The organism is Catenulispora pinistramenti, from assembly GCF_018274385.1.
Taxonomy (GTDB): domain Bacteria; phylum Actinomycetota; class Actinomycetes; order Streptomycetales; family Catenulisporaceae; genus Catenulispora; species Catenulispora pinistramenti.
Genome location: NZ_JAAFYZ010000184.1, coordinates 1 through 22397, shown reverse-complemented (window position 1 = coordinate 22397; position 22397 = coordinate 1). Strand labels below are relative to the sequence as shown.

The 22397-nt window shown below is 70.6% G+C and carries 18 protein-coding genes and 1 pseudogene; 13 read left to right on the top strand and 6 right to left on the bottom strand.

Going from position 1 to position 22397, the window contains the following annotated elements:
• Positions 1–3992 (bottom strand): Lhr family ATP-dependent helicase (locus tag KGQ19_RS36475; RefSeq protein ID WP_230419981.1); only part of this gene is annotated, 3992 nt, incomplete at its 3' end.
• A 55-nt stretch (positions 3993–4047) separates the two neighbouring features.
• Between KGQ19_RS36475 and KGQ19_RS36470 the strand changes: the two genes are divergently transcribed.
• From KGQ19_RS36470 to rny, 5 genes are all read left to right on the top strand, one after another.
• Positions 4048–4233, top strand: a complete 186-nt coding sequence (locus KGQ19_RS36470; RefSeq protein WP_212017871.1) for a DUF3046 domain-containing protein — start codon at positions 4048–4050, stop codon at positions 4231–4233.
• A 66-nt stretch (positions 4234–4299) separates the two neighbouring features.
• On the top strand, positions 4300–5625 hold the full coding sequence (locus tag KGQ19_RS36465) for an MFS transporter (RefSeq protein WP_212017865.1): 1326 nt from the start codon (positions 4300–4302) through the stop codon (positions 5623–5625).
• Between the two features lie 107 nt (positions 5626–5732).
• Positions 5733–6893: a recombinase RecA gene (gene recA / locus KGQ19_RS36460; RefSeq protein ID WP_212017863.1), complete on the top strand. Its 1161-nt coding sequence runs from the start codon at positions 5733–5735 to the stop codon at positions 6891–6893.
• Positions 6894–7187: 294 nt separating this feature from the next.
• Positions 7188–7970, top strand: a complete 783-nt coding sequence (locus tag KGQ19_RS36455; RefSeq protein WP_212017861.1) for a regulatory protein RecX — start codon at positions 7188–7190, stop codon at positions 7968–7970.
• 214 nt (positions 7971–8184) lie between these two features.
• Positions 8185–9867 carry a ribonuclease Y gene (rny, locus tag KGQ19_RS36450; RefSeq protein ID WP_212017859.1) on the top strand — a complete coding sequence of 561 codons (1683 nt, stop codon included), beginning with the start codon at positions 8185–8187 and terminating at the stop codon, positions 9865–9867.
• On the opposite strand, the gene KGQ19_RS36445 is transcribed toward rny, so the two are convergent.
• Together KGQ19_RS36445 and KGQ19_RS36440 are read right to left on the bottom strand one after the other, a co-directional pair.
• Positions 9864–10958, bottom strand: coding sequence for a DUF2330 domain-containing protein (locus KGQ19_RS36445; protein ID WP_212017857.1), 1095 nt, complete (start codon positions 10956–10958; stop codon positions 9864–9866). The two genes, rny and KGQ19_RS36445, sit on opposite strands and share 4 nt — an antisense overlap.
• A 118-nt stretch (positions 10959–11076) precedes the next feature.
• A complete protein-coding gene (locus tag KGQ19_RS36440; protein WP_230419978.1) occupies positions 11077–12519 on the bottom strand; it encodes a DHA2 family efflux MFS transporter permease subunit in 1443 nt (480 codons plus the stop codon).
• 116 nt (positions 12520–12635) lie between these two features.
• On the opposite strand from KGQ19_RS36440, the gene KGQ19_RS36435 reads away from it, so the two are divergent.
• Together KGQ19_RS36435 and KGQ19_RS36430 are read left to right on the top strand one after the other, a co-directional pair.
• Positions 12636–13592: a helix-turn-helix transcriptional regulator gene (locus tag KGQ19_RS36435; protein ID WP_212017855.1), complete on the top strand. Its 957-nt coding sequence runs from the start codon at positions 12636–12638 to the stop codon at positions 13590–13592.
• 70 nt (positions 13593–13662) lie between these two features.
• Positions 13663–14751 carry a TolB-like translocation protein gene (locus KGQ19_RS36430; RefSeq protein ID WP_212017853.1) on the top strand — a complete coding sequence of 363 codons (1089 nt, stop codon included), beginning with the start codon at positions 13663–13665 and terminating at the stop codon, positions 14749–14751.
• Positions 14752–14770: 19 nt separating this feature from the next.
• Here the strand turns inward: KGQ19_RS36430 and KGQ19_RS36425 are convergent, their stop codons facing one another.
• Positions 14771–15535: a hypothetical protein gene (locus tag KGQ19_RS36425; protein ID WP_212017851.1), complete on the bottom strand. Its 765-nt coding sequence runs from the start codon at positions 15533–15535 to the stop codon at positions 14771–14773.
• 125 nt (positions 15536–15660) lie between these two features.
• Between KGQ19_RS36425 and KGQ19_RS36420 the strand changes: the two genes are divergently transcribed.
• The 4 genes from KGQ19_RS36420 to KGQ19_RS36405 all read left to right on the top strand — a co-directional run bounded on the left by KGQ19_RS36420 (position 15661) and on the right by KGQ19_RS36405 (position 18124).
• A complete protein-coding gene (locus tag KGQ19_RS36420; RefSeq protein ID WP_212017849.1) occupies positions 15661–16122 on the top strand; it encodes a MarR family winged helix-turn-helix transcriptional regulator in 462 nt (153 codons plus the stop codon).
• A gap of 68 nt (positions 16123–16190) precedes the next feature.
• On the top strand, positions 16191–16769 hold the full coding sequence (locus KGQ19_RS36415; protein ID WP_212017848.1) for a hydrolase: 579 nt from the start codon (positions 16191–16193) through the stop codon (positions 16767–16769).
• 91 nt (positions 16770–16860) lie between these two features.
• Positions 16861–17505 carry a class I SAM-dependent methyltransferase gene (locus KGQ19_RS36410; RefSeq protein WP_212017846.1) on the top strand — a complete coding sequence of 215 codons (645 nt, stop codon included), beginning with the start codon at positions 16861–16863 and terminating at the stop codon, positions 17503–17505.
• A gap of 130 nt (positions 17506–17635) precedes the next feature.
• Positions 17636–18124: a YybH family protein gene (locus KGQ19_RS36405; RefSeq protein WP_212017844.1), complete on the top strand. Its 489-nt coding sequence runs from the start codon at positions 17636–17638 to the stop codon at positions 18122–18124.
• Between the two features lie 617 nt (positions 18125–18741).
• Here the strand turns inward: KGQ19_RS36405 and KGQ19_RS36400 are convergent.
• Positions 18742–20214 carry an ArsR/SmtB family transcription factor gene (locus KGQ19_RS36400; protein WP_212017842.1) on the bottom strand — a complete coding sequence of 491 codons (1473 nt, stop codon included), beginning with the start codon at positions 20212–20214 and terminating at the stop codon, positions 18742–18744.
• Here KGQ19_RS36400 and KGQ19_RS36395 point away from each other — a divergent pair.
• Together KGQ19_RS36395 and KGQ19_RS36390 are read left to right on the top strand one after the other, a co-directional pair.
• Complete coding sequence (locus KGQ19_RS36395) at positions 20101–21660, top strand: serine hydrolase domain-containing protein (RefSeq protein ID WP_307856612.1); 1560 nt, start codon at positions 20101–20103, stop codon at positions 21658–21660. The two genes, KGQ19_RS36400 and KGQ19_RS36395, sit on opposite strands and share 114 nt — an antisense overlap.
• Before the next feature lie 26 nt (positions 21661–21686).
• Positions 21687–22037, top strand: coding sequence for a helix-turn-helix domain-containing protein (locus tag KGQ19_RS36390; protein ID WP_212017838.1), 351 nt, complete (start codon positions 21687–21689; stop codon positions 22035–22037).
• Between the two features lie 19 nt (positions 22038–22056).
• On the opposite strand, the pseudogene KGQ19_RS36385 reads toward KGQ19_RS36390, so the two are convergent.
• Positions 22057–22397, bottom strand: a pseudogene (locus KGQ19_RS36385) (hypothetical protein); the annotation flags it as partial.

Genomic DNA, 22397 nt, shown 5'->3' with positions numbered 1-22397 from the left:
AGGCGGGACCAGCGCCCGGCGGCGGAGGGGCTGATCGCGGCCGCGGCGTTCTGGTCCGCGTTCTTCGCCGCGGCGGCCGAGACGCCGAAGCGTGCGTAGCGGCCGCGGGGGGTGGGGCGCCGGGCCTTGTGCGCGCTCTTGCCGGAGTTCAGCAGGCCGCGCAGGGGGGCGAGGGTGTCGTTGGTGACGTGGCCGGCCCACAGTAGGTCCCAGAGGCCTGACAACACCTCCGACGACGAGAACTCGTCCCCGACCCGCGCCACGATTCCGCGCAGGAACAATGCCGCGTCCTCGCCGAGCGCGGCCAGGATGGCCTCGTGTACCGGCCCGGGATCCAGGGTGTCGGACGGTTCGGGCAGGAGAAGCGACGCCAGCTCCGCCGGGCACAGCGTCACCCAGCCGTCGTCCCCGGCCAGCGACCCGGCCCCGGCCCACACCACCTCGCCGGACGAGGTCAGCTCGTCGAGCATGGTCGGCGAGTAGTCCGCGACCCGCGAGGGCAGGATCAGCCGCTCGAGAGCGGAGGCGGGAACCACGGCGCCGGCTAGTTGTTCCACCACGCGCAGGACGCCGTCCACGCCGCGCAGGGGTGAGGCGGCGGCGCGGCCGACCGACTGCCAGGCCGGCAGCAGCATGGCCAGGGTCCGCGGCGGGACTGGTTCGGCCTCCTTGCGCAAGGCAGCCATCGTCCGGCGGCGGACGCGGCGCAGGACCTCGGCGTCGCACCACTCGGTGCCGCTGCCGCCCGGGCGGAACTCCCCGGACAGGACGCGGCCGGAAGCCGCCAGCCGTTCCAGGGCCGCGATCACCGACGACGCCGGGATCCCGAAGCGGGTGGCCGGTTCGATGGCGTTGAACGGGCCGTGGGTGCGGGCGTAGCGGGCGACCAAGTCGCCGAGCGGATCGGCGACCACGGCGGTGAAGGCTTCTGGGATACCCACGGGTAGCGGGACACCCAGAGCGTCCTGTAGCCGCCCGGCATCTTCGATGGCGGCCCAGCGTTCCTCCCCGGCGATGCGGACCCTGATGACCCGGCGCGCGCTCTCCAGGTCCACCAGCCACGACGCCTCGATGCCGCGCGCGGCGGCTTCGGGGGTGGAGAGAGGACCGAGCAGCCGCAACAGGTCGGCGGCGTCCTCACCGTCCCGGGCGTGCCGCGAGGGTGTCAGGTACTGCAACTCCTCTTCCAGCGCCACGAGGATCTCCGGGTCCAGCAGGTCCCGCAGCCCGGTCTGGCCCAGCAACTCGGCCAGCAGCGCCGGGTCCAGCGACAGCGCGGCGGCGCGGCGCTCGGCCAGCGGCGAGTCCCCCTCGTACATGAACTGCGCGATGTAGCCGAACAGCAGCGAGCGGGCGAAGGGCGAGGGCTGCGCGGTCTCCACCTCGACGATCCGCACCTTGCGTGCCTCGATGTCCCGGCACAGCTCGATCAGCCCCGGCACGTCGTACACGTCCTGCAGCACCTCGCGTACGGCCTCCAGCACGATCGGGAAGCTCGCGTGCTTGGCCGCCACCGAGAGCAGCTGCGCCGAGCGCTGCCGCTGCTGCCACAGGGGCGTGCGCTTGCCCGGGCGCGTGCGCGGCAGAAGGAGCGCGCGACCGGCGCACTCCCGGAACCGGGAGGCGAACAGCGCCGAGCCGCCGATCTCGCCGGTGACGATCTCTTCGATCTCGTCCGAGGCGAACAGCAGGCCCAGGGACTCGGTGTCGGGGTCGGCGGCGTCGGTGTCCGGCAGGCGCAGCACGATGCCGTCGTCGGCGTGCATCACTTGCGCGTCCAATCCGTAACGCTCGCGCAGCCGGGTGCCGATGGCAAGGGCCCAGGGGGCGTGCACCTGCGCGCCGAACGGCGAGTGGATCAGTATCTTCCAGTCGCCGAGCTCGTCCCGGGTGCGCTCGACCAGGATCGTGCGGTCGTCGGGCACCCGGCCGGTGGCCTGCTTCTGCTCGCGCAGGTAGGACAGCAGGTTGTCGGCGGCCCACTCGTCCAGGCCGGACTCCTTCAGCCGGGCCTTGGCCGCCGCCTCGTCGGTCTTGCCCAGCTCGCGCAGGAAGCCGCCGAGCGCCCGGCCCAGCTCCAGCGGCCGGCCGAGCGCGTCGCCGTGCCAGAACGGCAGCTTGCCCGGCATGCCGGGGGCCGGGGAGACGAGGACGCGGTCGTGCGTGATGTCCTCGATCCGCCAGGACGACGAGCCCAGCGTGAACACGTCGCCGACCCGCGACTCGTAGACCATCTCCTCGTCCAGCTCGCCGACCCGCTTGGCCCCCTCCTTCGCACCGGCCAGGAAGACCCCGAAGTAGCCGCGGTCCGGGATGGTGCCGCCGGAGGTGACGGCCAGCCGCTGCGCGCCCGGACGCGCCGACAGCTTGCCCTCGACGCGGTCCCAGACGATGCGCGGTTTCAGCTCGGCGAACTCGTCCGAGGGATAGCGGCCGGACAGCAGGTCGAGCACTGACTCGTAGGCCGAGTCCGGCAGCGCGGCGAACGGCATCGCGCGCCGGACCAGGGCGATGAGATCGGCGGCGGGCCAGTCCTCGACCGCGACCATCGCGATGATCTGCTGGGCCAGCACGTCCAGCGGGTTGCGCACCACCTTCAGCGCCTCGATGGACCCCGACGCCATCCGCTCGGCCACCACCGCGGACTGCACCAGGTCGCCCCGGTACTTGGGGAAGATCACGCCGCGCGAGACCGCCCCGACCTGGTGGCCGGCCCGCCCGACACGTTGCAGCCCGGCGGCCACCGAGGGCGGGGACTCCACCTGGACCACCAGGTCCACCGCGCCCATGTCGATGCCCAGCTCCAGGCTGGAGGTGGCGACCACGGCGGGCAGGTTCCCGGCCTTCAGCGCCTCCTCGATGTCGGCGCGCTGCTCCTTGGAGACCGAGCCGTGGTGTGCGCGGGCCAGGACCGGCGGTGCGCCGGAGACCTGTCCGGCCTGCGCCATCATTTCGGCTGGTGTGGAGGTGGCGAGGATCTGCTTGGTGCTCAGCGGTTCGTCGAGCGGGTCGCGATCAGGGTCGGCGCCGCCGATATTGCCGCCAGCGCCGCCGGTGACCCGTTCCCAATGAGCCTCGTTCAGCTTGCCGGTCAGCCGCTCGGCCAGCCGCCGGGAGTTGGTGAAGACGATGGTCGAGCGGTGCCGCTCGATCAGATCGGCCACCGCCGCCTCGACGTGCGGCCACACCGACACCTGCCGCCGCCCGGTCTGGTCGGCCGCGACCAGCTCGCCGTCGTCGGAGTCCAGCGCCCCCATGTCCTCGACCGGTACCGACACCCGGATGTCGAAGGCCTTCGCGATCTTCGGTGCCACCACCTGCACCGGATGCGGGCCGCCGAGGAACTGCGCGACGGTCTCGGTCGGGCGCACGGTCGCCGACAGGCCGATCCGCCGCGCGGGCCGCTCCAGCAGCTCGTCCAGCCGCTCCAGGGAGACGGCCAGGTGCGAGCCGCGCTTGGTCCCTGCGACCGCGTGCACCTCGTCGACGATCACCGTCTCGACGCCGCGCAGCGACTCGCGGGCGGCCGAGGTGAGGATCAGGAACAGCGACTCGGGGGTGGTGATCAGGATGTCCGAGGGCTTGGTCATGAACTTGCGCCGCTGGTCGGCCGGGGTGTCGCCGGAACGGACCGCGATCTGGACGTCCGGCTCGGGCAGGCCCAGGCGGGCGGCGGCCTGCTTCAGACCGGCCAGCGGCGCGCGCAGGTTGCGCTCCACGTCCACGGCCAGCGCCTTCAGCGGCGAGACGTAGACGACGCGGCAGCGGCGCTTGGCCTCGGTCGGCGGCGGGCCGAAGGCCAGCCGGTCCAGCGCGGCCAGGAACGCCGCCAGCGTCTTGCCGGACCCGGTCGGCGCCACGACCAGGGCGTTCTTCTCCGCGGCGACCGCGTTCCAGGCACCGGCCTGGGCGGCCGTGGGCTCGGCGAAGGCAGCCGTGAACCACGCTCTGGTGGCTGGATGGAAGTGATCCAGGGCCGCGGTCGTTTTCATACGATCCATAGTGCCTTGCGGGTCTGACAGACTGAGATCCATGCGGTCAGGGACGATGCGGCTTCAGGATTTCTGGGAGCGGATGCGGGAGGAGTTCGGGCCGCTGGCCGACTCCTTCGCGCGCGATCACGTGATGAGCGACCTGGGCGGCCGGAGCGTGATGGAGGCGCTGCGGGACGGGGTGGACGTGAAGGACATCTGGGCCGCGGTCGCCAGGGACCGGGAGTTGCCCTACTACTGACGGCTACTGACGGCTTCCAGCTCCTGACGCTTCCGGCGGGGTAAGGATCCCCGCTACGTTCCACGGGTGACCGCACCCGACCCCCGAATACCGCCCGACCTCGCCGGACGCGCGGCGGCTGTCCAGCGGCGCACCGTCCGGGTCCTCATCGGCAGTCAGATCCTCGGCGGCATCGGCTCCTCGACCGGGTTCTCGCTGTCCACGCTGCTGGCCAAGGAGATCACCGGGAACGCCGGCCTGTCCGGGCTGACCGGCACCTTCTCCTCGCTCGGCGCTGCCTGCGCGACCATCCCCCTGTCCCGGGTCATGGCGGCGCGCGGCCGCCGGCCCGGGCTCGTCCTCGGCTACGGCGCGGCGGTGGCCGGCACCGTGATCGTCGTGCTGGCCGCCCGGCTGCACTTCTATCCGCTGCTGCTCGCCGGGATGGCGCTGTTCGGGTCGGCCTCGGCGATGAATCTGCAGGCCCGCTACGCCGGTACCGATCTGGCCCCGGCCGAGCGGCGCGGCCGGGCGCTGTCGATGGTGATCTGGGCGGTGACCGTCGGTTCCATCTTCGGCCCCAATCTCGGGCACCCGGCGGAGGGGACGGCCCGGCTGCTCGGTCTGCCGCCGCTGGCCGGGGCGTTCCTGTGGTCCGGGTTCGCGCTCTGCGGGGCGGCGTTGGTGCTCGGGCTGTTTCTGCGTCCTGATCCGCTGCTGGTGGCACGGGAGCTGCGGGGTGAGGACATCGCGGCGCCGAAGCGGCTCTCGTTGAAGCAGTCCTTCGCGGTGATCGGGGAGTCCCCGCGCGCGGTGCTGGCGATCGCGGTGGTGGCCGTCTCGCACACCGTCATGGTCTCGGTGATGTCGATGACCCCGGTGCACATGAACTCCGACGGCATGTCGGTGACGGTGATCGGGCTCGTGCTGTCGGTGCACATCACCGGCATGTACGCGTTCTCCCCGCTGGTCGGCTTCGCGGTGGACCGGGTCGGCCGGATCCCGGTGCTGGCCTCGGGGATGGCGATCCTGGCCGCCGCCTGCCTGGTGCTCGGGTCCGCGCCGATGGGGTCGCGGGCCTACATGGCCGCCGGGTTGCTGCTGTTGGGGATCGGCTGGTCCTGCGGGGTGGTGGCCGGGTCGACGCTGCTCACCGAGTCCACGCCGGACCGGGTGCGGCCGTCGGTGCAGGGGGCGAGCGACTTCGTGATGCAGGGCTCTTCGGCCGGGGGCGCGGCGCTGGCCGGGCTGGTGGTGGGCACGCTCGGGTACTCGTGGCTGGCCGGGCTGGCGGTCGCGCTGCTGGCGCCGGTCGCAGTGCTCGTGGTGGTGACGTCGGTGCGGCGGCCCGCTGTCGCCGACAACATTCCGGGGCGTTCCGTACAAGAAGACACCGCACCCCAGGTACCGTGAGAGGCGGTCATGTAGAGGCCCGACGCGGCTGAGTCAGTTTTTGTCAGTGGCGTCCTCTACGTTCAAGACCGTCAGACGTGAAGTACTGAAACCTAAGGCAGGCACCCATGGCGGCAACGACCACCGACCGCGAGAAGGCGCTCGACGCCGCCCTCGCCCAGATCGAGCGCAACTTCGGCAAGGGCTCGGTGATGCGGCTCGGGGCGCGCTCCGTGCAGCCGATCGACATCATCCCCACCGGCTCGATCGCCCTGGACGTGGCCTTGGGCATCGGTGGGCTGCCGCGCGGCCGGGTCGTGGAGATCTACGGCCCGGAGTCCTCCGGCAAGACGACCGTCGCGCTGCACGCGGTCGCCAACGCGCAGAAGGGCGGCGGCCAGGCCGCTTTCATCGACGCCGAGCACGCGCTGGACCCGGAGTACGCCAAGAACATCGGCGTGGACACCGACGCGCTGCTGATCTCCCAGCCGGACACCGGCGAGCAGGCGCTGGAGATCGCCGACACCCTGATCCGCTCCGGCGCGCTGGACATCATCGTCATCGACTCGGTCGCGGCCCTGGTGCCCAAGGCCGAGATCGAGGGCGAGATGGGCGACTCGCACGTCGGCCTGCAGGCCCGCCTGATGAGCCAGGCGCTGCGCAAGCTGACCGGTGTGATCCACCAGACCAACACCACCGTGATCTTCATCAACCAGCTGCGCGAGAAGGTCGGCGTGATGTTCGGCTCGCCGGAGACCACCACCGGCGGCCGGGCGCTGAAGTTCTACGCCTCGGTCCGGCTGGACATCCGTCGCATCGAGACGCTGAAGGACGGCACGGAGGCGGTCGCGAACCGCACCCGCGTCAAGGTCGTGAAGAACAAGGTCGCCCCGCCCTTCAAGCAGGCCGAGTTCGACGTGGTCTTCGGCGTCGGCATCTCCCGCGAGGGCTCGCTGATCGACATGGGCGTCGAGCACGGCTATGTGAAGAAGGCGGGGGCCTGGTTCACCTACTCCGAGGGCCAGCTAGGCCAGGGCCGGGAGAACGCCCGCCGGTTCCTGAAGGAGAACCCGGACGTCGCCGACGGCCTGGAGAAGCTGATCAAGGAGAAGCTGGGCATCGGGCCGAAGCTCGACGAGCCGGCCGACAGCACGGCCGCGGTCGCGCCGGTCGCGCCGATCGCCGATGCCGCCGGTGCGGCGCCCGCCGCGGAGGACGCCGCCGCCAAGCCGGCGAAGACCACGCGGGCGCGCAAGACCGCCGCGGTCGCGGCCGGTGCGGAGGAGTAGTAGGTGAGCGCCGGTTGGGGCCGGTTCCAGGAGGAGGGAGCCGGCCCCGACTGGTTGGCCGCGCAGGAGGACGCTCCGCAGGGCGGGGGGCCGGAGTGGGCTGGGACGGAACCCGGTGCCGGTGCCGCGCCGGGTAAGGCCGGTGACGGCTCTGCCGCCGTTGAAGCGGGCAGGTCAGCCGCTGCGGCGCCAGGCCGGGCAGCGTCGGGTGCGGGTGAGTCCGGCGATGGCGCGCCGGGTTGGGCTGCCGCGGCCGAGCCCGGTGCCGGTGCCGGGCCGAGTGGTTGGGCCTCCTTGGCTGATGGGGCCGATACCAGTGATACCGCCGATACCACTGATATCGGCGATGGCCGGGCCGCCAAGCGGAACACCTCGCGTTCCGGCGGGGGCTTCGGCGAGTCGCGGCGCAGCGGGTTCGCACCCGCTAAGAAGACCGCGGCGTCTAAGAAGGCCGCGGCGTCCAAGAAGACGGCGGCGGCCAAGAAACCCGCGGCGAACAAGAACTCCGGCTGGTCCTCGCGGCGCAAGGACCGTGATCCCGCCGACGCCGACAAGCCCAGGCCGCAGCCTTCGCGCGAGCAGCTGGAGCAGCGTGCGAAGAACATCCTGACGTACCACCTCGGCCGGCAGATGCAGACCCGCTCGCAGCTGGCCGATCGGCTGCGGAAGAAGGAGATCCCGGACGACATCGCCGAGGCGGCGCTCGACCGGTTCGAGGAGCTGCACCTCCTTGACGACGCCGACTACGCCGAGGTCTTCGTCCGCTCCCGGCACACCGATCGCGGGCTGGCCAAGCGGGCCCTCGGCTACGAGCTGCGCAAGCGGGGCATCGACGACGAGACCGCCGCCGAAGCGCTGTCCACGCTGGACGAGGACCAGGAGGCGGCCACGGCGCGCCGACTTGTCGACTCGCGGCTGCGGGCCACGCGCGGGCTGGATCCGCAGGTGCGGACCCGGCGGCTGGTGGGGATGCTGGCCCGCAAGGGGTATTCGTCGTCGGTGGCGTTCCGGGTGGTCAAGGAGGCGTTGGCCGACGAGGGTCAGGAGATCGAGTTCGACGACCCCGGGTTCGACTGAGACCCGGTGCGGTCCACCGAGATCCGCCGAGCGTGCGGCGCATACTCGTGAACCGCCCCCGCTTCCACTCCTTCCGGTGTTTTCATCGGCTTTTCCCGGCGACACCAACGGTTGTCGACCACACTCCTCCTTGACCGTATTGTTACCTCGCCCTAACCTCGCACTCAGTGAGGGATCATCGAAGGATCACTCAAGCGCGCTGGGAGCGAACTTAATGGTCGGCATGTTGATCGCGATCGCAGCGGTGGTCGCGGCGTGCGCCGGCCTGTTCGTGGGTCTGAACGTCGGAGCCGGACGCCGGATCAACAATCTCAAGAAGAGCGCGTACGAGGACTTCGACAAGCAGGTCGCCGAGCTGTCGCAGCGGGCCCAGGCGCGGGAGGGCGAGCACGCCTCCGCGGTGGTCGCCGCCCAGCGTGACCTGGCCGCCGTGCACCGGGAGGCGGCCGAGGTGCGCAAGCAGGCCGACGCCCAGGCCGTGCAGATCCGGGAGCAGGCCGCCTCGGCCGCGACCGTCGAGATGGACCGGGCCCGCCGGATCCGGGACGAGGCCGAGGCCGAGACCCGGGTGCTCAAGGACGACGTCCGCGAGCTGCGGCTGGACCTGGAGCGCCGGGAGGCCCGGCAGGCCGAGCGCGAGGAGCGGCTGGACGCCGACCTGCGGCGCACCGCCGACAAGGAGCGGGAACTGGCCGCCGCCGGCGCCGAGTTGGAGCGCAAGAAGGTGGACCTGGCCGCGCTGGAGGACGAGCGCCGGGCCATCCTGGAGCGGGCCGCCGCGCTGTCCGCCGGCGAGGCCAAGACCGAGCTGGTGAAGTCGATCGAGAACCAGGCCAAGCGCGAGGCCGCGGTGCTGATCCGGCAGATCGAGCAGGAGGCCCGCGACGAGGGCGACAAGCGGGCCCGCAAGACCGTGGCGCTGGCCATCCAGCGGGTGGCCAGCGAGCAGACCGCCGAGTCCGTGGTCAGCGTGCTGCACCTGCCCAGCGACGACATGAAGGGCCGGATCATCGGCCGCGAGGGCCGCAACATCCGGGCCTACGAGTCGATCACCGGGGTCAACCTGATCATCGACGACTCGCCCGAGGCCGTCCTTTTGTCCTGTTTCGATCCAGTGCGCCGCGAGGTCGGCCGGCTGACGCTGGAGGAGCTGGTCCTGGACGGCCGGATCCACCCGCACCGCATCGAGGAGATCTACGAGCGGTCCAAGGCCAAGGTCGAGACGCTGTGCGTGCGGGCCGGCGAGGACGCGCTGATGGAGCTCGGCATCACCGACATGCACCCCGAGCTGATCGCCCTGCTCGGCAAGCTCCGCTACCGCACCTCCTACGGCCAGAACGTGCTCAAGCACCTCGTGGAGTCCGCGCACCTGGCCTCGATCATGGCCTCCGAGCTGCGGCTGGACCCGGTACTGCTCAAGCGCTGCACGGTCCTGCACGACATCGGCAAGGCCCTGACCCACGAGGTCGAGGGCAGCCACGCGCTGATCGGCGCCGAGATCGCCCGCAAGTACGGCGAGCACGACGACGTGGTCCACGCCATCGAGGCACACCACAACGAGGTCGAGGTCCGCACCGTCGAGGCGGTCCTGACCCAGGCCGCGGACGCCATCAGCGGCGGCCGTCCCGGCGCGCGCCGGGAGTCGCTGGAGGCCTACGTCAAGCGTCTGGAGCGGCTGGAACAGATCGCCGCCGAGCAGGAGGGCGTGGAGAAGGTCTTCGCGATGCAGGCCGGCCGCGAGATCCGGGTGATGGTCGTGCCCGACGCGGTGGACGACATCCAGGCGCAGGTCATCGCCCGGGACATCGCCAAGCAGGTCGAGGAGGAGCTGACCTACCCCGGGCAGATCCGGATCACCGTGGTGCGGGAGTCGCGGGCGACCGAGTACGCGCGCTAGACAGGCGGCGCCGCGGCCACAGCGGCAGCCTCGGCCGCCGCGCCCCGCTTCCAACCCTGACGCATCCAGAACCCGATCGCGGCCAGCAGCGGCAGGATGACGAAGACGATCAGGTACGCCGGGATCCCGAGGAACGTCAGCAGCTCCTCCTTGTCGTAGGTGCTGTGCTGAACCCAGTCGGAGGTCGCCGGCGCGAACGCGTAGTCCTGCGTGATCCGCGACGGTTCGGAGTATTCGCCGTCGAACACGGTCAGGAACATCCGCCCGGCCGCCAGGCTCGCCAGTGCCGGCCCGACCTTCGACGGCTCGATCCAGTCCCCGAAGTTCGACACGGCCGGCTCGTCGGTGATCGGCGAGCCGGTGGCGTCCATCCGGTGCGGGGCCAGCACCGAGACCTCGACGTTCTGCGGCGTCGTCGCCCCGGCCGACAGCCGCATCGGGTAGACGGCGGTCTTGGCCGGGAACGACAGGCTGATCGGGTCCAGCGCGCCGTTCAGGTCCGCCGTGCTGCCGGAGGCCAGCCGGACGGCCACGAACTTCCAGCCCTGACTCGTATACGCCGCCAGCCGGGTCGCGGTGCTGTCCTTCAGCGTGAAGCCGTGCTGGTTCAGCCAGTCGCCGAGCGCCTGGGGATCGGCCGAGGCCAGGCTCGCGACCTCGAACTCACCGATCCGCTGGTCGCTGAGCACCTGCACCGCCGACGGCGGCGCCGCGGCCATCGGGCCCTCGGATCTCGCGCCGTTGCTGGATGATCCCCCGAGATGCGGCCAGAAGTAGTGGTGCACCGCCGGGACCGGTGCCTCGGCGGCCGACAGGTCGCTGAACAGGGCCTGGTTCGCCAGCTTCACCGTGGCCGGGGCCGGTACCGGCATCACCCAGGCGGCGTCGGTCACATTGCTCTGCATGGAGAACCGCATGACGACGTCCTCGGTCGTCCCGTCGAACCGCACCACGGCCTGCTCCCGCGCGACGCTCATCGTGCCGCCGGAACCCGGGATCATCGCCCCGCATCCGCAGGCCCACGCCGGATCGGCCACCCAGACCGCCTGCAGTCCGCCCGCCGCCAGCGCCAGAGTCAGAGCTCTGGCCACCCACCCGCGCATTCTGATTCCCCTCCCGGAAAAGAACCCGTCTCCCGGCGAGTTTTGACGCTCTCGCCGGGAGACGGGTTCCACCGCTCCCACCACGGATTGGTAACGGCCGGGCCGGCTACCGTTCCCGGCCCGGGGCCAGCAGCTGCACCGCCACCGCGGCGACCGCCAGCACCACCGCGATGCCGATCAGCGTGACGTGCATCCCGTGGGCGAAGTCGCCGCCGGCCACCAGGGCCCCGGCCACGGCCACCGACAGCGCGCCGCCGACCTGCCGGGAGGTGTTCACGATGCCCGCCGCGGTGCCCGCCCGCTCGGCCGGGACGCTGCCCATCACCATGATGGTCAGGGCCGGGACCACGAAGGCGCCGGCGAAGGAGACCGGGACCAGCAGCAGCACCAGGGCCCAGGCCGGCTGGTCCGGGCGGACCGCCAGCAGCAGGAGCATCGCGCCGGCGGTGCCGGTCAGACCGATGGTCATCGACAGCCGGGCGCCGATCCGGGCCACCATGCGGGCCGCGACCGTCACGTTCACCACCGAGACCACCGCGGTGATCGGGGCGAACAGCAGGCCGGTGACGGTCGGGGACTTGTGCGCCACCTGCTGGAAGTACAGGCTGAGCAGGAAGATCACGCCGTAGAAGGCGGCGTTGACGGTGAATCCGGCGAACGCGGTCAGCGACATCGCCCGGGACTTGAAGATCGCCAGCGGGACCATCGGCTGCGCCTGCCGGGACTCGGCGACCGCGAAGACCACCGAGGCCAGCACCGCCGCCGCGAACGAGGCCAGCACCGGCGCGGTGCCGAAGCCCTCGGCACCGCCCTCGATGAAGCCGTAGGTCAGTCCGGCCAGCGCCACCACCGAGGAGACCAGCCCGACGACGTCGAAGCGGGCCCGCACCGGGCTGGTGGCCCCCGCCAGCTTCGGCGTCCCGGCCAGCAGGGCCAGCGCCGCGGCCCCGGCGGGCAGGTTCAGGAAGAAGATCCAGCGCCAGTCCACCGCCGCGGTGATCAGCCCGCCGGCCACCGGTCCGGCGGCCGCGGCCGCCGAGCCCGCCGCCGTCCACAGCGCTATCGCGCGGTTGCGCTTCGCCGGGTCCGGGAACGCCTGGCGGATCAGCGCCAGCGAGGCCGGCAGCATCAGCGAGGCGGCGGCGCCCTGCACCAGGCGCGCGGTGATGAGCAGCGCCAGCGAGGGGGCCACGCCGCACGCGGCGGAGGAGAGCGTGAACCCGATCAGGCCCAGGCCGTAGGTGGCCTTGGCGCCGATCCGGTCGCTCAGCGCGCCGGCCGAGAGCATCAGCGCGGCGAAGGCCAGGGTGTAGCCGTCTATCACCCACTGCGCGCCGGCCAGCCCGCCGGCCAGGCTGCGGTTGATCGCCGGCAGCGCCACGTTCACGACCATGGCGTCCAGGCCGACGAGGAAGAAGCCGAAGACCGAGGCGGACAGGATGCGCCGGGCGGTGGCGGCCGAGGGTGCGGCGGCGACCGGTGCGGTGGCGGTGGACGCCGGGGCGGCGGTGCTGGTGGCCCGCTGCCGGGTGGCGGTGAGAGCTGTCATGCGAGTAACGATCGTGGCTCGCGGCGCCGCTATACAGACCGCGCCGAGCCGGGGAGCGCGGTGCCGGGGTGCGACACACCCCCTCACGGTCGGCGCGCGGGCCTTACGCTGGCGGTATGACGAACGGCAGCGAGTTGGGGATCTTCCTGAAAGCGCGGCGTGCGGCGATCCAGCCCGAGGACGTGGGCCTGCCCACCGGAACCAGCGTCCGCCGCACCCCCGGCCTGCGCCGCGAGGAGGTCGCGATCCTCGCCGGTGTCAGCGTCGACTACTACACCCGCCTGGAGCGCGGCAAGGAGACCAACCCGAGCCCGGCCGTCGTGGACGCGCTGGCCCGCATCCTGCGCCTGAGCTCGGACGAGCACCAGCACCTGCGCGACCTGACCGAGAACGCCGCGCGGCCGACCCGCCAGGTGGAGCAGCGCCAGGCCCGCACCCGCGCGGTGCGTCAGGGCCCGTTGATCCTGATGGAGAACCTGCGCCCGAACCCGGCCTACATCGTCAGCCTCACCAACGACGTGCTGGCTGCCAACCCGGCCGGTCTGGCGCTGTTCCCGGGCCTCGCGGACTATCCGCCCAAGCAGCGCAACATCACCCGCTACCTGTTCCTGAACCCGGTGGCCAAGCAGCTCTACCCGGAGTGGGAGAAGCTGGTCCCGCGCTCGGTGGCGTATCTGCGGGCGCGCGCCGGCGCCGACCCCGACGATCCGGACTTGGTGCGCCTCATCGGCGAGCTCGTGGTGAAGAGCAAGGAGTTCGCCCGGCTCTGGGAGCGCTACGAGGTCCAGAACATCGGTCAGGGCACGAAGGACTTCCAGCACCCCGAGGTCGGCCCGATGACCCTGGACTACGAGGCCATGGAGCTGGCCAACACCGGCGGCCAGCGCATGATCGCCTACTACACGGTCCCCGGCACCGCCGACCACGACGCCGTGACGCTGCTGGACATGATCGGTTCGGGGCTCATCGCGGCCGGCGTCGAGGGACTTCAGCAGTTCGCTCAGCCCGCTGATGGAGAGCCTGTGGAGCTCGAGGACGGGGCCGTAGCCGACGGGCGAATAACGGATCGATGAAGCAGGGACACCGAGCCCTTCCCAGGAGTCACTGTGGTGGTAGTCGACAACGGGGAAGGGATACGGGGAAATGAACACCATCGGGGGCAAGAAGTGGGCCCGGGTCGCGGTGTGCGCGGCGGCCCTGGTGACGCCGTTGGCCGTGAGCGGCTGCCAGAGTTCGACGAGCGCCTCGGGGACGCCCGGGCCGGCGGCCGGACAGACCGGGACGACGAGTGCCGCGAACGGCGGATCGTCCTCGGCGAGCGCGTCCACCTCGGCCACGTCCGCCACCTCCACCGCGCTGAACGGCACCAGCGGAACCGGTCTGACGGTCTCCGACGGGAGTAGCAAGATCCTGATGAACGGCCAGGCGGTCGACTTCGGCACCGAGGTCCACGACCCGTCCTGGTCCGCGGACGGCAAGCGGGTGCTGTTCATCGACGGCGACGGGAACCTGACGGTCGCCGACGCCGACGGCAGCGGGAAGACCGTGATCGCCAAGAATCCCGGCGGCGAGAAGTGGTCGCACCCGACGTGGGAAATGGTCGCGTCGGACACCACGGACCAGATCCCGGCCCGGGCCGCCTACGTCTTCGCCTCGGCCACGAAGGCCGGGACCACGACACTGTGGGAGATCACGGCCGACCCGCAGACCGGGCAGCCGAACGCCCAGCCGCAGAAGCTGCCGCTGAGCAGCCTGGCCGGGCCGGACTCGAAGCCCATCCCGCAGAGCGGGAACAAGTGGCCGAGCGCGAGCGGCAAGCAGGGGGAGTCCGTCTACGAGTACGACCACGGCCTGACCTCAGACCTCTACTACCGCGACGACAACCTGCGGGAGCAGACCAGCTTGTCGATCACGAACGGCTCCGAGCCGGACTACGTCGTGACCGGCACCTCCGCCGGCTCCGGGTGGGTGACCGAGGTCGTGTTCGTGCGCAAGGCCGGCGGGCACAAGCACATCTTCATGGAGTCCATGCAGGACACCCAGAACGCGGTGGCGATCGACCTGACGCCGAAGGCCACCACCGACTGCACCGAGCCGGCGCTGTCGCCGGACGGCAAGACGGTCGCGTTCTCCACGGCCGCGGGCGTCCAGACCGCGCCGGCGGACGGTTCGGGGACGATGACGAAGGTGACGGACGTCCCCGGGTTCCCGGCATACCGCGCCGGTTCCTGACTCCCGTCCCACACCGCCTCTACGAGCGCCACCACGGCTCGCGGACCACGAGGTCGTCAACCTTCACGCACCCCTGAGCGTTGGCGACCTCGTCCCGGTCCAGGTCCCAGCCGACGATCCCGTTGCCCATCCGGGTCAGCTCGATCAGCGTGCTCGACTCCTGGGCCGTGCCGACCTGCACCTCGCACTTCTCCAGTGAGGTCCAGGACCGGCCGTCCAGCGCCACCGCGAACGCCGCGACCGGCAGCGCCACCACGGCCAGCAGGGTCGCCGTGATCCGCTCGGCCGAGATCAGCCGGTGCTGCCACGGCGCCAGCGCCTCCGAGCGTTCCCGCCTGCCACGGTGCCCGGTCCGGTACTCGATCACCACGCCCTGTCGCAGCAGCCAGGCACCCAGCGCGGTGGCCAAGCCCCAGCGCCAGTCGAAGAACACGGTCATCAGCAGCCCGAAGGCCAGCGGGCTGATCAGCGACATCGCGGTGGCGGCCAGCAGGGTGCCGGTGCCGGAGCCGCGCGGCAGGCCGCCGCGGGCCGCCATGAACAGGAACGTCATGCGCGAGGTCACGACCGCGAGGATGAAGGCCAGCAAGACGCTGTTGCGGACCATGCCCATCAGCACGTCGAGCCAGTTCCGGGGCTCCAGCGCGACCAGCACGTCCCAGGCCGCGTCGCCGCCGCCGACGGTCCAGGCCACCTTCAGGATCGGGAACACCAGGACCACCGCCAGCACCACGTTGTGCCCGGGCCCGCCCCGCTTGTCTTCGCTCTTCTCCGCTTCCGCCACGGTCCACATTTGGCCGGGCGGCCCGGCGCGGCGGCCAATCCGTTGCTCCGAACGAGCGGCATCTTTGTCAGGAAAGCTGCGCACCCAAGGTTGCGCAATCTGGGTTGCCTATCTAGGCTGGGGCCGTGAACGAGTCCGCCCCCGCTGTCGACGACATCCCCGAGGACGCGTCGGCCGCGGCTATGGCGACCTTCGTCGCCATCCGTCGCTTGACCCGGCGCCTGCGTGCCCTGCCCGGCGACTCGGGCTTGACTTCCGCGCAGGTCTCGGCCCTGGTCCGGCTGGGCAAGGTCGACTCCGCGACGGTCGGCGAGCTGGCCGGCTCGGAGCAGGTCAGCCACCAGGCGATGGTCAAGGTCGTCGCGGTGCTGGAGCAGGCCGGCCTGGTCCGCCGGGACCCCGACCCCACCGACGGCCGCCGCCAGCTGATCAGCCTCACCGAGGCCGGACAGCCGCGAGCCCAGGGCGAGCGGCACGCGCGGCAGGAGTGGCTGGCCCGCGCACTCGCCGAGCACGGCACACCGGAGGAGATCCGCGCGCTGCTGGTCGCGGCCGAACTGCTCGGCAAGGTCGCCGACTCGCTCTGAAGTCCCGACGGTCCCCGAAATCCCTGCTCTCCCCGTATTCCCCGCTGTCCCCAAGGAAAGGCACCCCCGTGGCCATCACCACCATCGACCCCAAGACCGCCCTGGTCGTCATCGACCTGCAGAACGGCATCACCGCCATGCCGGGCGACCCGGTCCCGACCGCCGAGGTCATCAAGAACTCGATCGGCCTGGCCGAGGAGTTCCGCGCCCGCGACCTGCCGGTCGTCCTGGTCAACGTCACCTTCGCCACCGACGGCTCGGACGTCATGCCGGGCCGCACCGACCAGAGCATGTCCGGGCACGCCTTCCCGGAGGGCTGGGACCAGGTCATCGCCGACCTCGACGGCCACGACGGCGACGTACGGGTCACCAAGCGCAACTGGTCGGCCTTCTACGGCACCAACCTCGACCTGCACCTGCGCCGCCGCGGCGTCACGCAGATCGTCCTGACCGGCATCGCGACCAGCATCGGCGTGGAGTCCACGGCCCGCTTCGCCCACGAGCACGGCTACCACGTCACGATCGCCACCGACGCGGTCACCGACTCCAGCGCCGACGCGCACCAGAACAGCGTGGAGCGCATCTTCCCGCGCCTGGCCGAGACCGGCACCACAGCGGAGATCGTCGCCGCCCTGCCGACCGCCTGACCTCCGAGCGGCCCTCACCGTAGCGAGCCCCTGCCACCCCGCAGAATGAGAGGTGACAGGGGCTCGGCCCACTCCGTATCAGGAGGCACCGATGAGCGGCACCATCAAGCACCCGGTCTTCGCCCGGATCTACGCCAGGTACGCCGGACCCGCCTTGGAACGCGCCGGCATCGGCGCGCACCGCGACCGCCTCCTGGCCACCCTGACCGGCGAGGTGATCGAGATCGGCGCGGGCAACGGCCTCAACTTCCCGCACTACCCCACCTCGGTGACCCGCGTGGCCGCAGTCGAACCGGAGCCGGATCTACGTACCCTGGCAAAGCACGCCGCCCACGCCGCCCCGGTACCGGTCGAGGTCGTCGAGGGCCGCGCCGAGGCACTGCCGTTCCCCGACGGATCATTCGACGCCGCGGTGCTGTGCCTGGTGCTGTGCTCCGTGGCCCACCAGGACATCGCGCTCCAGGAGATCAGCAGGATCCTGCGACCAAACGGCACCCTGCACTTCTTCGAGCATGTCCGATCCGACTCCGCCGCCCTGAGCCGAGTCCAACGCGCGCTGGACGCGACCATCTGGCCCTTGCTCGCCGGCGGCTGCCACACCGCCCGGGACAGCGCGGCGGCGATCACCACAGCCGGGTTCACCATCACCGAACTGGACCGCTTCGAGTTCCCCGCGACCCGGATCCCGATGCCGGCCCAGACGCACATCCTCGGGACGGCGAACCGGCCGACCTGACCAGCAATCGCAGGACCCTGACCCGATCCCCTTCCCCATCCACCGACTTCCCCTCCGCCTGGATCATGCCGTACCCTCAAACGTGTTCGGTCACCACCGAACATGAGCAGAACAGCGAAAGGCGCGCGCCATGATCGACAAGACTGACATCGCGTTCGGTCCCGCCTCCCGCAACCGCCTGGCGCAGGCCACCGACCGGGGCCCAGACGGCGCCCTGGCCGCCCTGGAGTCCTTCTACTACGGACTGAACAGCGCGAACCTCGACGCACTACGCCGCGACTGGTCCCCGAACCCCCTCGCCCAGCTGAACAACCCGCTCGGCGGAATCCTGCGCGGCGGCGAGGCAATCGTGGACCTCTACGAGAAAGTCTTCGCCGGCAGCGCGAACGTCCAAGTGACCTTCAGCGACGTAGTCGCCTACACCGGCCCCGACCACGCGGTCTTCGCCGGCCGCGAGACCGGCACCTACACCACCCCGGACGGCACAGTCACCCCGCTGAGCATCCGCACCAGCCGCTATTTCCGCTACGAAGACGGCCACTGGCAGCAGTTCCACCACCACGGCAGCATCGACGACGCGGGGGAACTGGCCGCGTATCAGAAGGCGATTCGCGGGTAGGGATTCAGCACCTCGGACCGGCGGCCGAATTCGCCGAGCCGCCGGTACCCGCACCCCCGTTTTGCACTTCTCCGGCTGGTTTTCGGTTCGTTCCCCTCGGTCGTGTCGGCAGGGCTTCGCCTACAGTGCCGGTGGCCGGGGGTCAAGTTCGCGCTATCAAAAACCGCAGCTCACGCGCCCGACCGCAAGCGCGCGGACTTTACCCCCGGACACCGGTGCTGTACCCCCCGGGCTGACGACGCGACCGAGGGGAACGGACCGCACCACCTCACCGGCCGCCGCCGCTGAGACTAGATCAGCCACCCGAGGGAACCGCGCTAGTTTCCCTGAGGTTGCCGAGGCCCGCCGGAGGCCCGGCCCTTCACCACAGCCCTTGACCTTGACCTTGCTGTTGATCTTGCCCTTGCTCTGGCTTGCCGGAGTTGAAGAGGCCTGAGGTGCGGCGGGATTGTGAACGCGAAAACCAGCAGCCGAGAAACACACCTACCGCCCCGAACCCCGAACCGGCACAACTATGACCGAAGGCCGTAAAGAGCCTTTGAGGCCACGGATCCGCTGTAACTTGCCTCGAAAGCCCTCGAAAGCCCTCGAAAAACCTTGAAAACCCTCGAAAACTCCTAATGCCCCAGCATACGATCGAGCCCTGTGACGAGCAGGTCCCGCGCCTCCGACTCGAGACGGTAGTAGACGTAGTAGCTATGCCGCTCTGGTGTTATCCACCCGAACTTGTGCAGAACCTTGAGATGCTTGGAGACGGCCGCTTCGGTGAGTCCGATCAGGCCGGCCAACTCGCGTGTCGAGCGGGATCGGCGGGCCAGGAGCTCCAGGATCTGCAGGCGTGTTGGGTCGCTGGCGGCGCGGAGTAGCGCTAGTAGGTCCTCGGCTGGCACTGGTGCGCGTCCTTGGCGGGCCATGCCGGCCAGTGCGTAGGCGATGACGACGGTGGTCGTTTCGCGCTCGGGAGACTGATCGCGATGTACGGCGACGGCGAGTTCGGGCCACATGAAGTGCGATGGCACTAGGAGCACGCGATCGCCCTCGTGGAGCATCACATCGAGCGGGTCTGCGGCACCGCGGGCGCCGGGTGGGCGGATGGTGACGCTGCCATCTGTGGCTGCGGTAATGCGCTCGGGAGTGGTCGCGCGGTCACCAGCACCCATGCGCTCACCAGCACCCATGCGCCCGGGAGCGCCGATGCGGTCGGGAGTAGCCGTGTGATCGCCAGTACTCATGCGCTCACCAGCACCCATGCGCCCGGGAGCGCCGATGCGCCCGGGCGTACCTGTGTGATCGCCAGTACCGAACTCGGCCGTGCCAGCCTGAGCCAAGCTCTGGTTGGAGCCGACCAGGAGTCCATCCCCGACCCCACTAATGTGCTCAGACAAATCAGCCAGCATCCCGGCCGCCCCCAGCCGCGACATAGCCTGAAATCGGCGTGCGATCTCCGCATGCAGATGTGACTCCAAGCTCGGCCAATCATCAGCCAGGCAAGTGTCCCAGTAGGCGGCCAAGAAGTCGGCGAAGCGCTCACGCACCCCCTCCGGATCCGCTATCAGCTCCCTGAATACCGCCACCGATGCCGGATGCCCGATCTGCCCCAGCGCCTGCCCCAGCGCCTGCCCCAGCGCCCGCTCCTGCGCCCCCGAATTGCCGCGCAGCGCCCCCGCATTGCCGCGCAGCGCGCCCGCATCACCGCGCAGCGCCTCCCCATCGCCGCGCAGCGCCTCCAGCGGCATCCGTCGCGCCCGGCCACGGTGCGCCAGCGCGGCGTGCAGCATCGGCTCGGCGAAGTGCTCGACCGGTGCTTTGCGTAGCAGGGCCAGGTCGTCGGGCCAGGTGTTGACCTCGCCGGGTGGCCAGATTTCCGGCAGGAGTAGTGGCCGGTCGGCGAACCAGAAGCGGAAGGCGTCGAGGTCGCTCTTCAAACGGGCGTCGAGCCGGGTGCGCATCTCCAGGACCCAGGAGATGTGCAGCGGATGGCGCTTCACTGCCGTGAGCACGTGCAAGCTACGCAGGGCCTCCGAGCCCGGCGAGCTGCCGAACTCGAAGCGGTCCGCGTCGTGTGGCCCCAACGTCAGGCGCACGCTCATCGCGGCGTCCCTCCTGCCTCCCGCCCGAACCGATCAACTCTGCGGTTGATCGGTCGAGCGGGTCTGATGCGCGCTCCTACGGTCGGCATCAGTATCCGCAGAAGGGGAGTCGCTGTGTCTGTGAATCGCCGTTCGTTCTTGAGTGGGGTGCTGGTGTCGTCCGCTGTCGTTGTCACGGGGTGCGGCACGAGTACCGATACGAGTACCAGCACGAGTCCCAGCAAGGGGGAAGCCAAGCAAGCACCTACGCCTAGGCCTATACCTACACCTACACCTACACCTACACCTACACCTACACCTACACCTACGCCTACCGCAGCCTGGCCATCGTTCGAAGCCGCCCTGCACCAGAAAGCATCAGCCGGCCTGTTCTCCGGCGCGATCCGCGTCGAACAGAACGGCAAAGTGTTGCTGGACAACGCCTTCGGCATGGCAGACCGCGCCCGAAGCCTGCCCAACACTCCCGCCACGAAGTTCTGCGTAGCCTCCATGGGCAAGATGTTCACGGCCGTGGCGATCGGCCAGCTCGTGAGCGCCGGCACGATCGCCTTCGGCGACACCGTCGGCCGGCACCTGCCCGGCTTCCCGCCCGCCATCGCCGATCACGTGACCGTGGCCCAGCTCCTCACCCACACCTCCGGCATGGGTGACGCACTCCAGCCCGGCCCGACGCCGCCCCCGGAGACCCTGCAAGCCCAGCTCGCGCTGATCGCGAAGACCCCGCTGTCCTTCGCGCCGGGCAGCAGTTCCGCTTACAGCAACTCGGGATTCATCGTCCTCGGCGCCATCGTTGAGAGTGCCGCCGGAACCGCCTACCCGACCTACGTCCATGACCACATCTTCAGTCCGGCCGGTATGTCTGACACCGACGTGCGCGTCTATCGACCCGTCGACGTACCGGGCATGGCCCACGGCTACGAGCTCGACGACGCCTCCGGCCACCCCGTCTCCGGCCATCCCGTCTCCGGCCACCCCGTCTCCGGCCATCCCGTCTCCGGCCACCCCGTCTCCGGACCGCCGCCGGGCCCGGGCCCGGGCCAGAACCCGATTCCGGCCGGTGCCTCGTTCCGCGACAATGCCACCGACATGCAGATCGGCAACCCCTCGGGCGGCGCCATCTCCACCACCGCGGACATGGCGCGCTTCGCCCGAGCCCTGACCGGCCACCAACTGTTGAGTCCGGCGATGACTGTGACCCTGACCACCGGCAAGGTCCCCGTCCAGCGCCCCGGTGACCAGGGCCAGGACTCCTACGCCTACGGCTTCGACGACGTTCGCCTCAACGGCACCCGCATCATCGGCCACAACGGCGGCACCCCCGGATACGAAGGCCAGCTGGACATCTACCCGGACCGCGGCGTCACGGTTGTCATCCTCACCAACCAGGACCGCGCGCTGGTGCCCGCGATTCAGCAGACGGAGACGATGATGACGACAAATCTCTGATCCAGCCCTCACCACGGAGCCGCGCTATGCCCCAGGATGGGTACGTGAGCGGGAACTACGAGCGCCTGGCCGCGATGATCGTCAAGGCCCGGGAGGCGAGAGGCTGGAGCCAGTCCGACCTCGCCAATCTGGCGTACGTGACCGAAGTGGTGATAGCGCGGGTGGAGGCCGGCAACCCGCCCAACATGGTGGCGCTGAAGGCCGTCGAGCATGCCCTCGGCTGGCTGCCCGGCATCTTCGACCTGATCCTCGGCCAGGACGCGGGCGGGGACGACGGCGACGTCGTCCTCGCCGTCGATGGCGACGACGAGGACGAGGACGACGGATCCGCGGAGCTGCGGGAACTCACGGTGGACAGCAGTATCGAGTGGGCGTGATATCGCGCCCGTCCCGCGCCTAGTCGAACAACTCGCCGAGCACGAACTCGTCGCTCCGGCCGTCCTCCCAGCTCGCGACCAAACACTCGCCGGTCACCACGACCGAGACCGGTACCGGAGCCACCGCGGTACGTCCCAAGCGATGCACCGAAGCGAACACGGTAGGCAGCCCCGGCACCACCTCGGCGGTGAGGTAGGGCGTAGCGCTGTGCTCGCCGAAAGCGTTGTCACCCCGGTAGCGGGCCACGCCTGAGCCGGTCCAGCCATGCAGCGGAACGAGATCGACGGTCACCCCACGGCCATGCACAGACGTGCCCTCAACAACCGGCTCCCGCGCACCCGCACCCCCATCCGCACCCC

Bases quoted from the DNA above. Each gene is read 5' to 3' on its own strand.
- KGQ19_RS36470 (WP_212017871.1), top strand. From the start codon at position 4,048: ATGCGGCTTCAGGATTTCTGGGAGCGGATGCGGGAGGAGTTCGGGCCG.
- recA (WP_212017863.1), top strand. From the start codon at position 5,733: ATGGCGGCAACGACCACCGACCGCGAGAAGGCGCTCGACGCCGCCCTC.
- rny (WP_212017859.1), top strand. From the start codon at position 8,185: ATGGTCGGCATGTTGATCGCGATCGCAGCGGTGGTCGCGGCGTGCGCC.
- KGQ19_RS36440 (WP_230419978.1), bottom strand. From the start codon at position 12,519: ATGACAGCTCTCACCGCCACCCGGCAGCGGGCCACCAGCACCGCCGCC.
- KGQ19_RS36435 (WP_212017855.1), top strand. From the start codon at position 12,636: ATGACGAACGGCAGCGAGTTGGGGATCTTCCTGAAAGCGCGGCGTGCG.
- KGQ19_RS36430 (WP_212017853.1), top strand. From the start codon at position 13,663: ATGAACACCATCGGGGGCAAGAAGTGGGCCCGGGTCGCGGTGTGCGCG.
- KGQ19_RS36410 (WP_212017846.1), top strand. From the start codon at position 16,861: ATGAGCGGCACCATCAAGCACCCGGTCTTCGCCCGGATCTACGCCAGG.
- KGQ19_RS36405 (WP_212017844.1), top strand. From the start codon at position 17,636: ATGATCGACAAGACTGACATCGCGTTCGGTCCCGCCTCCCGCAACCGC.
- KGQ19_RS36395 (WP_307856612.1), top strand. From the start codon at position 20,101: ATGGCGCTTCACTGCCGTGAGCACGTGCAAGCTACGCAGGGCCTCCGA.
- KGQ19_RS36400 (WP_212017842.1), bottom strand. From the start codon at position 20,214: ATGAGCGTGCGCCTGACGTTGGGGCCACACGACGCGGACCGCTTCGAG.
- KGQ19_RS36390 (WP_212017838.1), top strand. From the start codon at position 21,687: ATGCCCCAGGATGGGTACGTGAGCGGGAACTACGAGCGCCTGGCCGCG.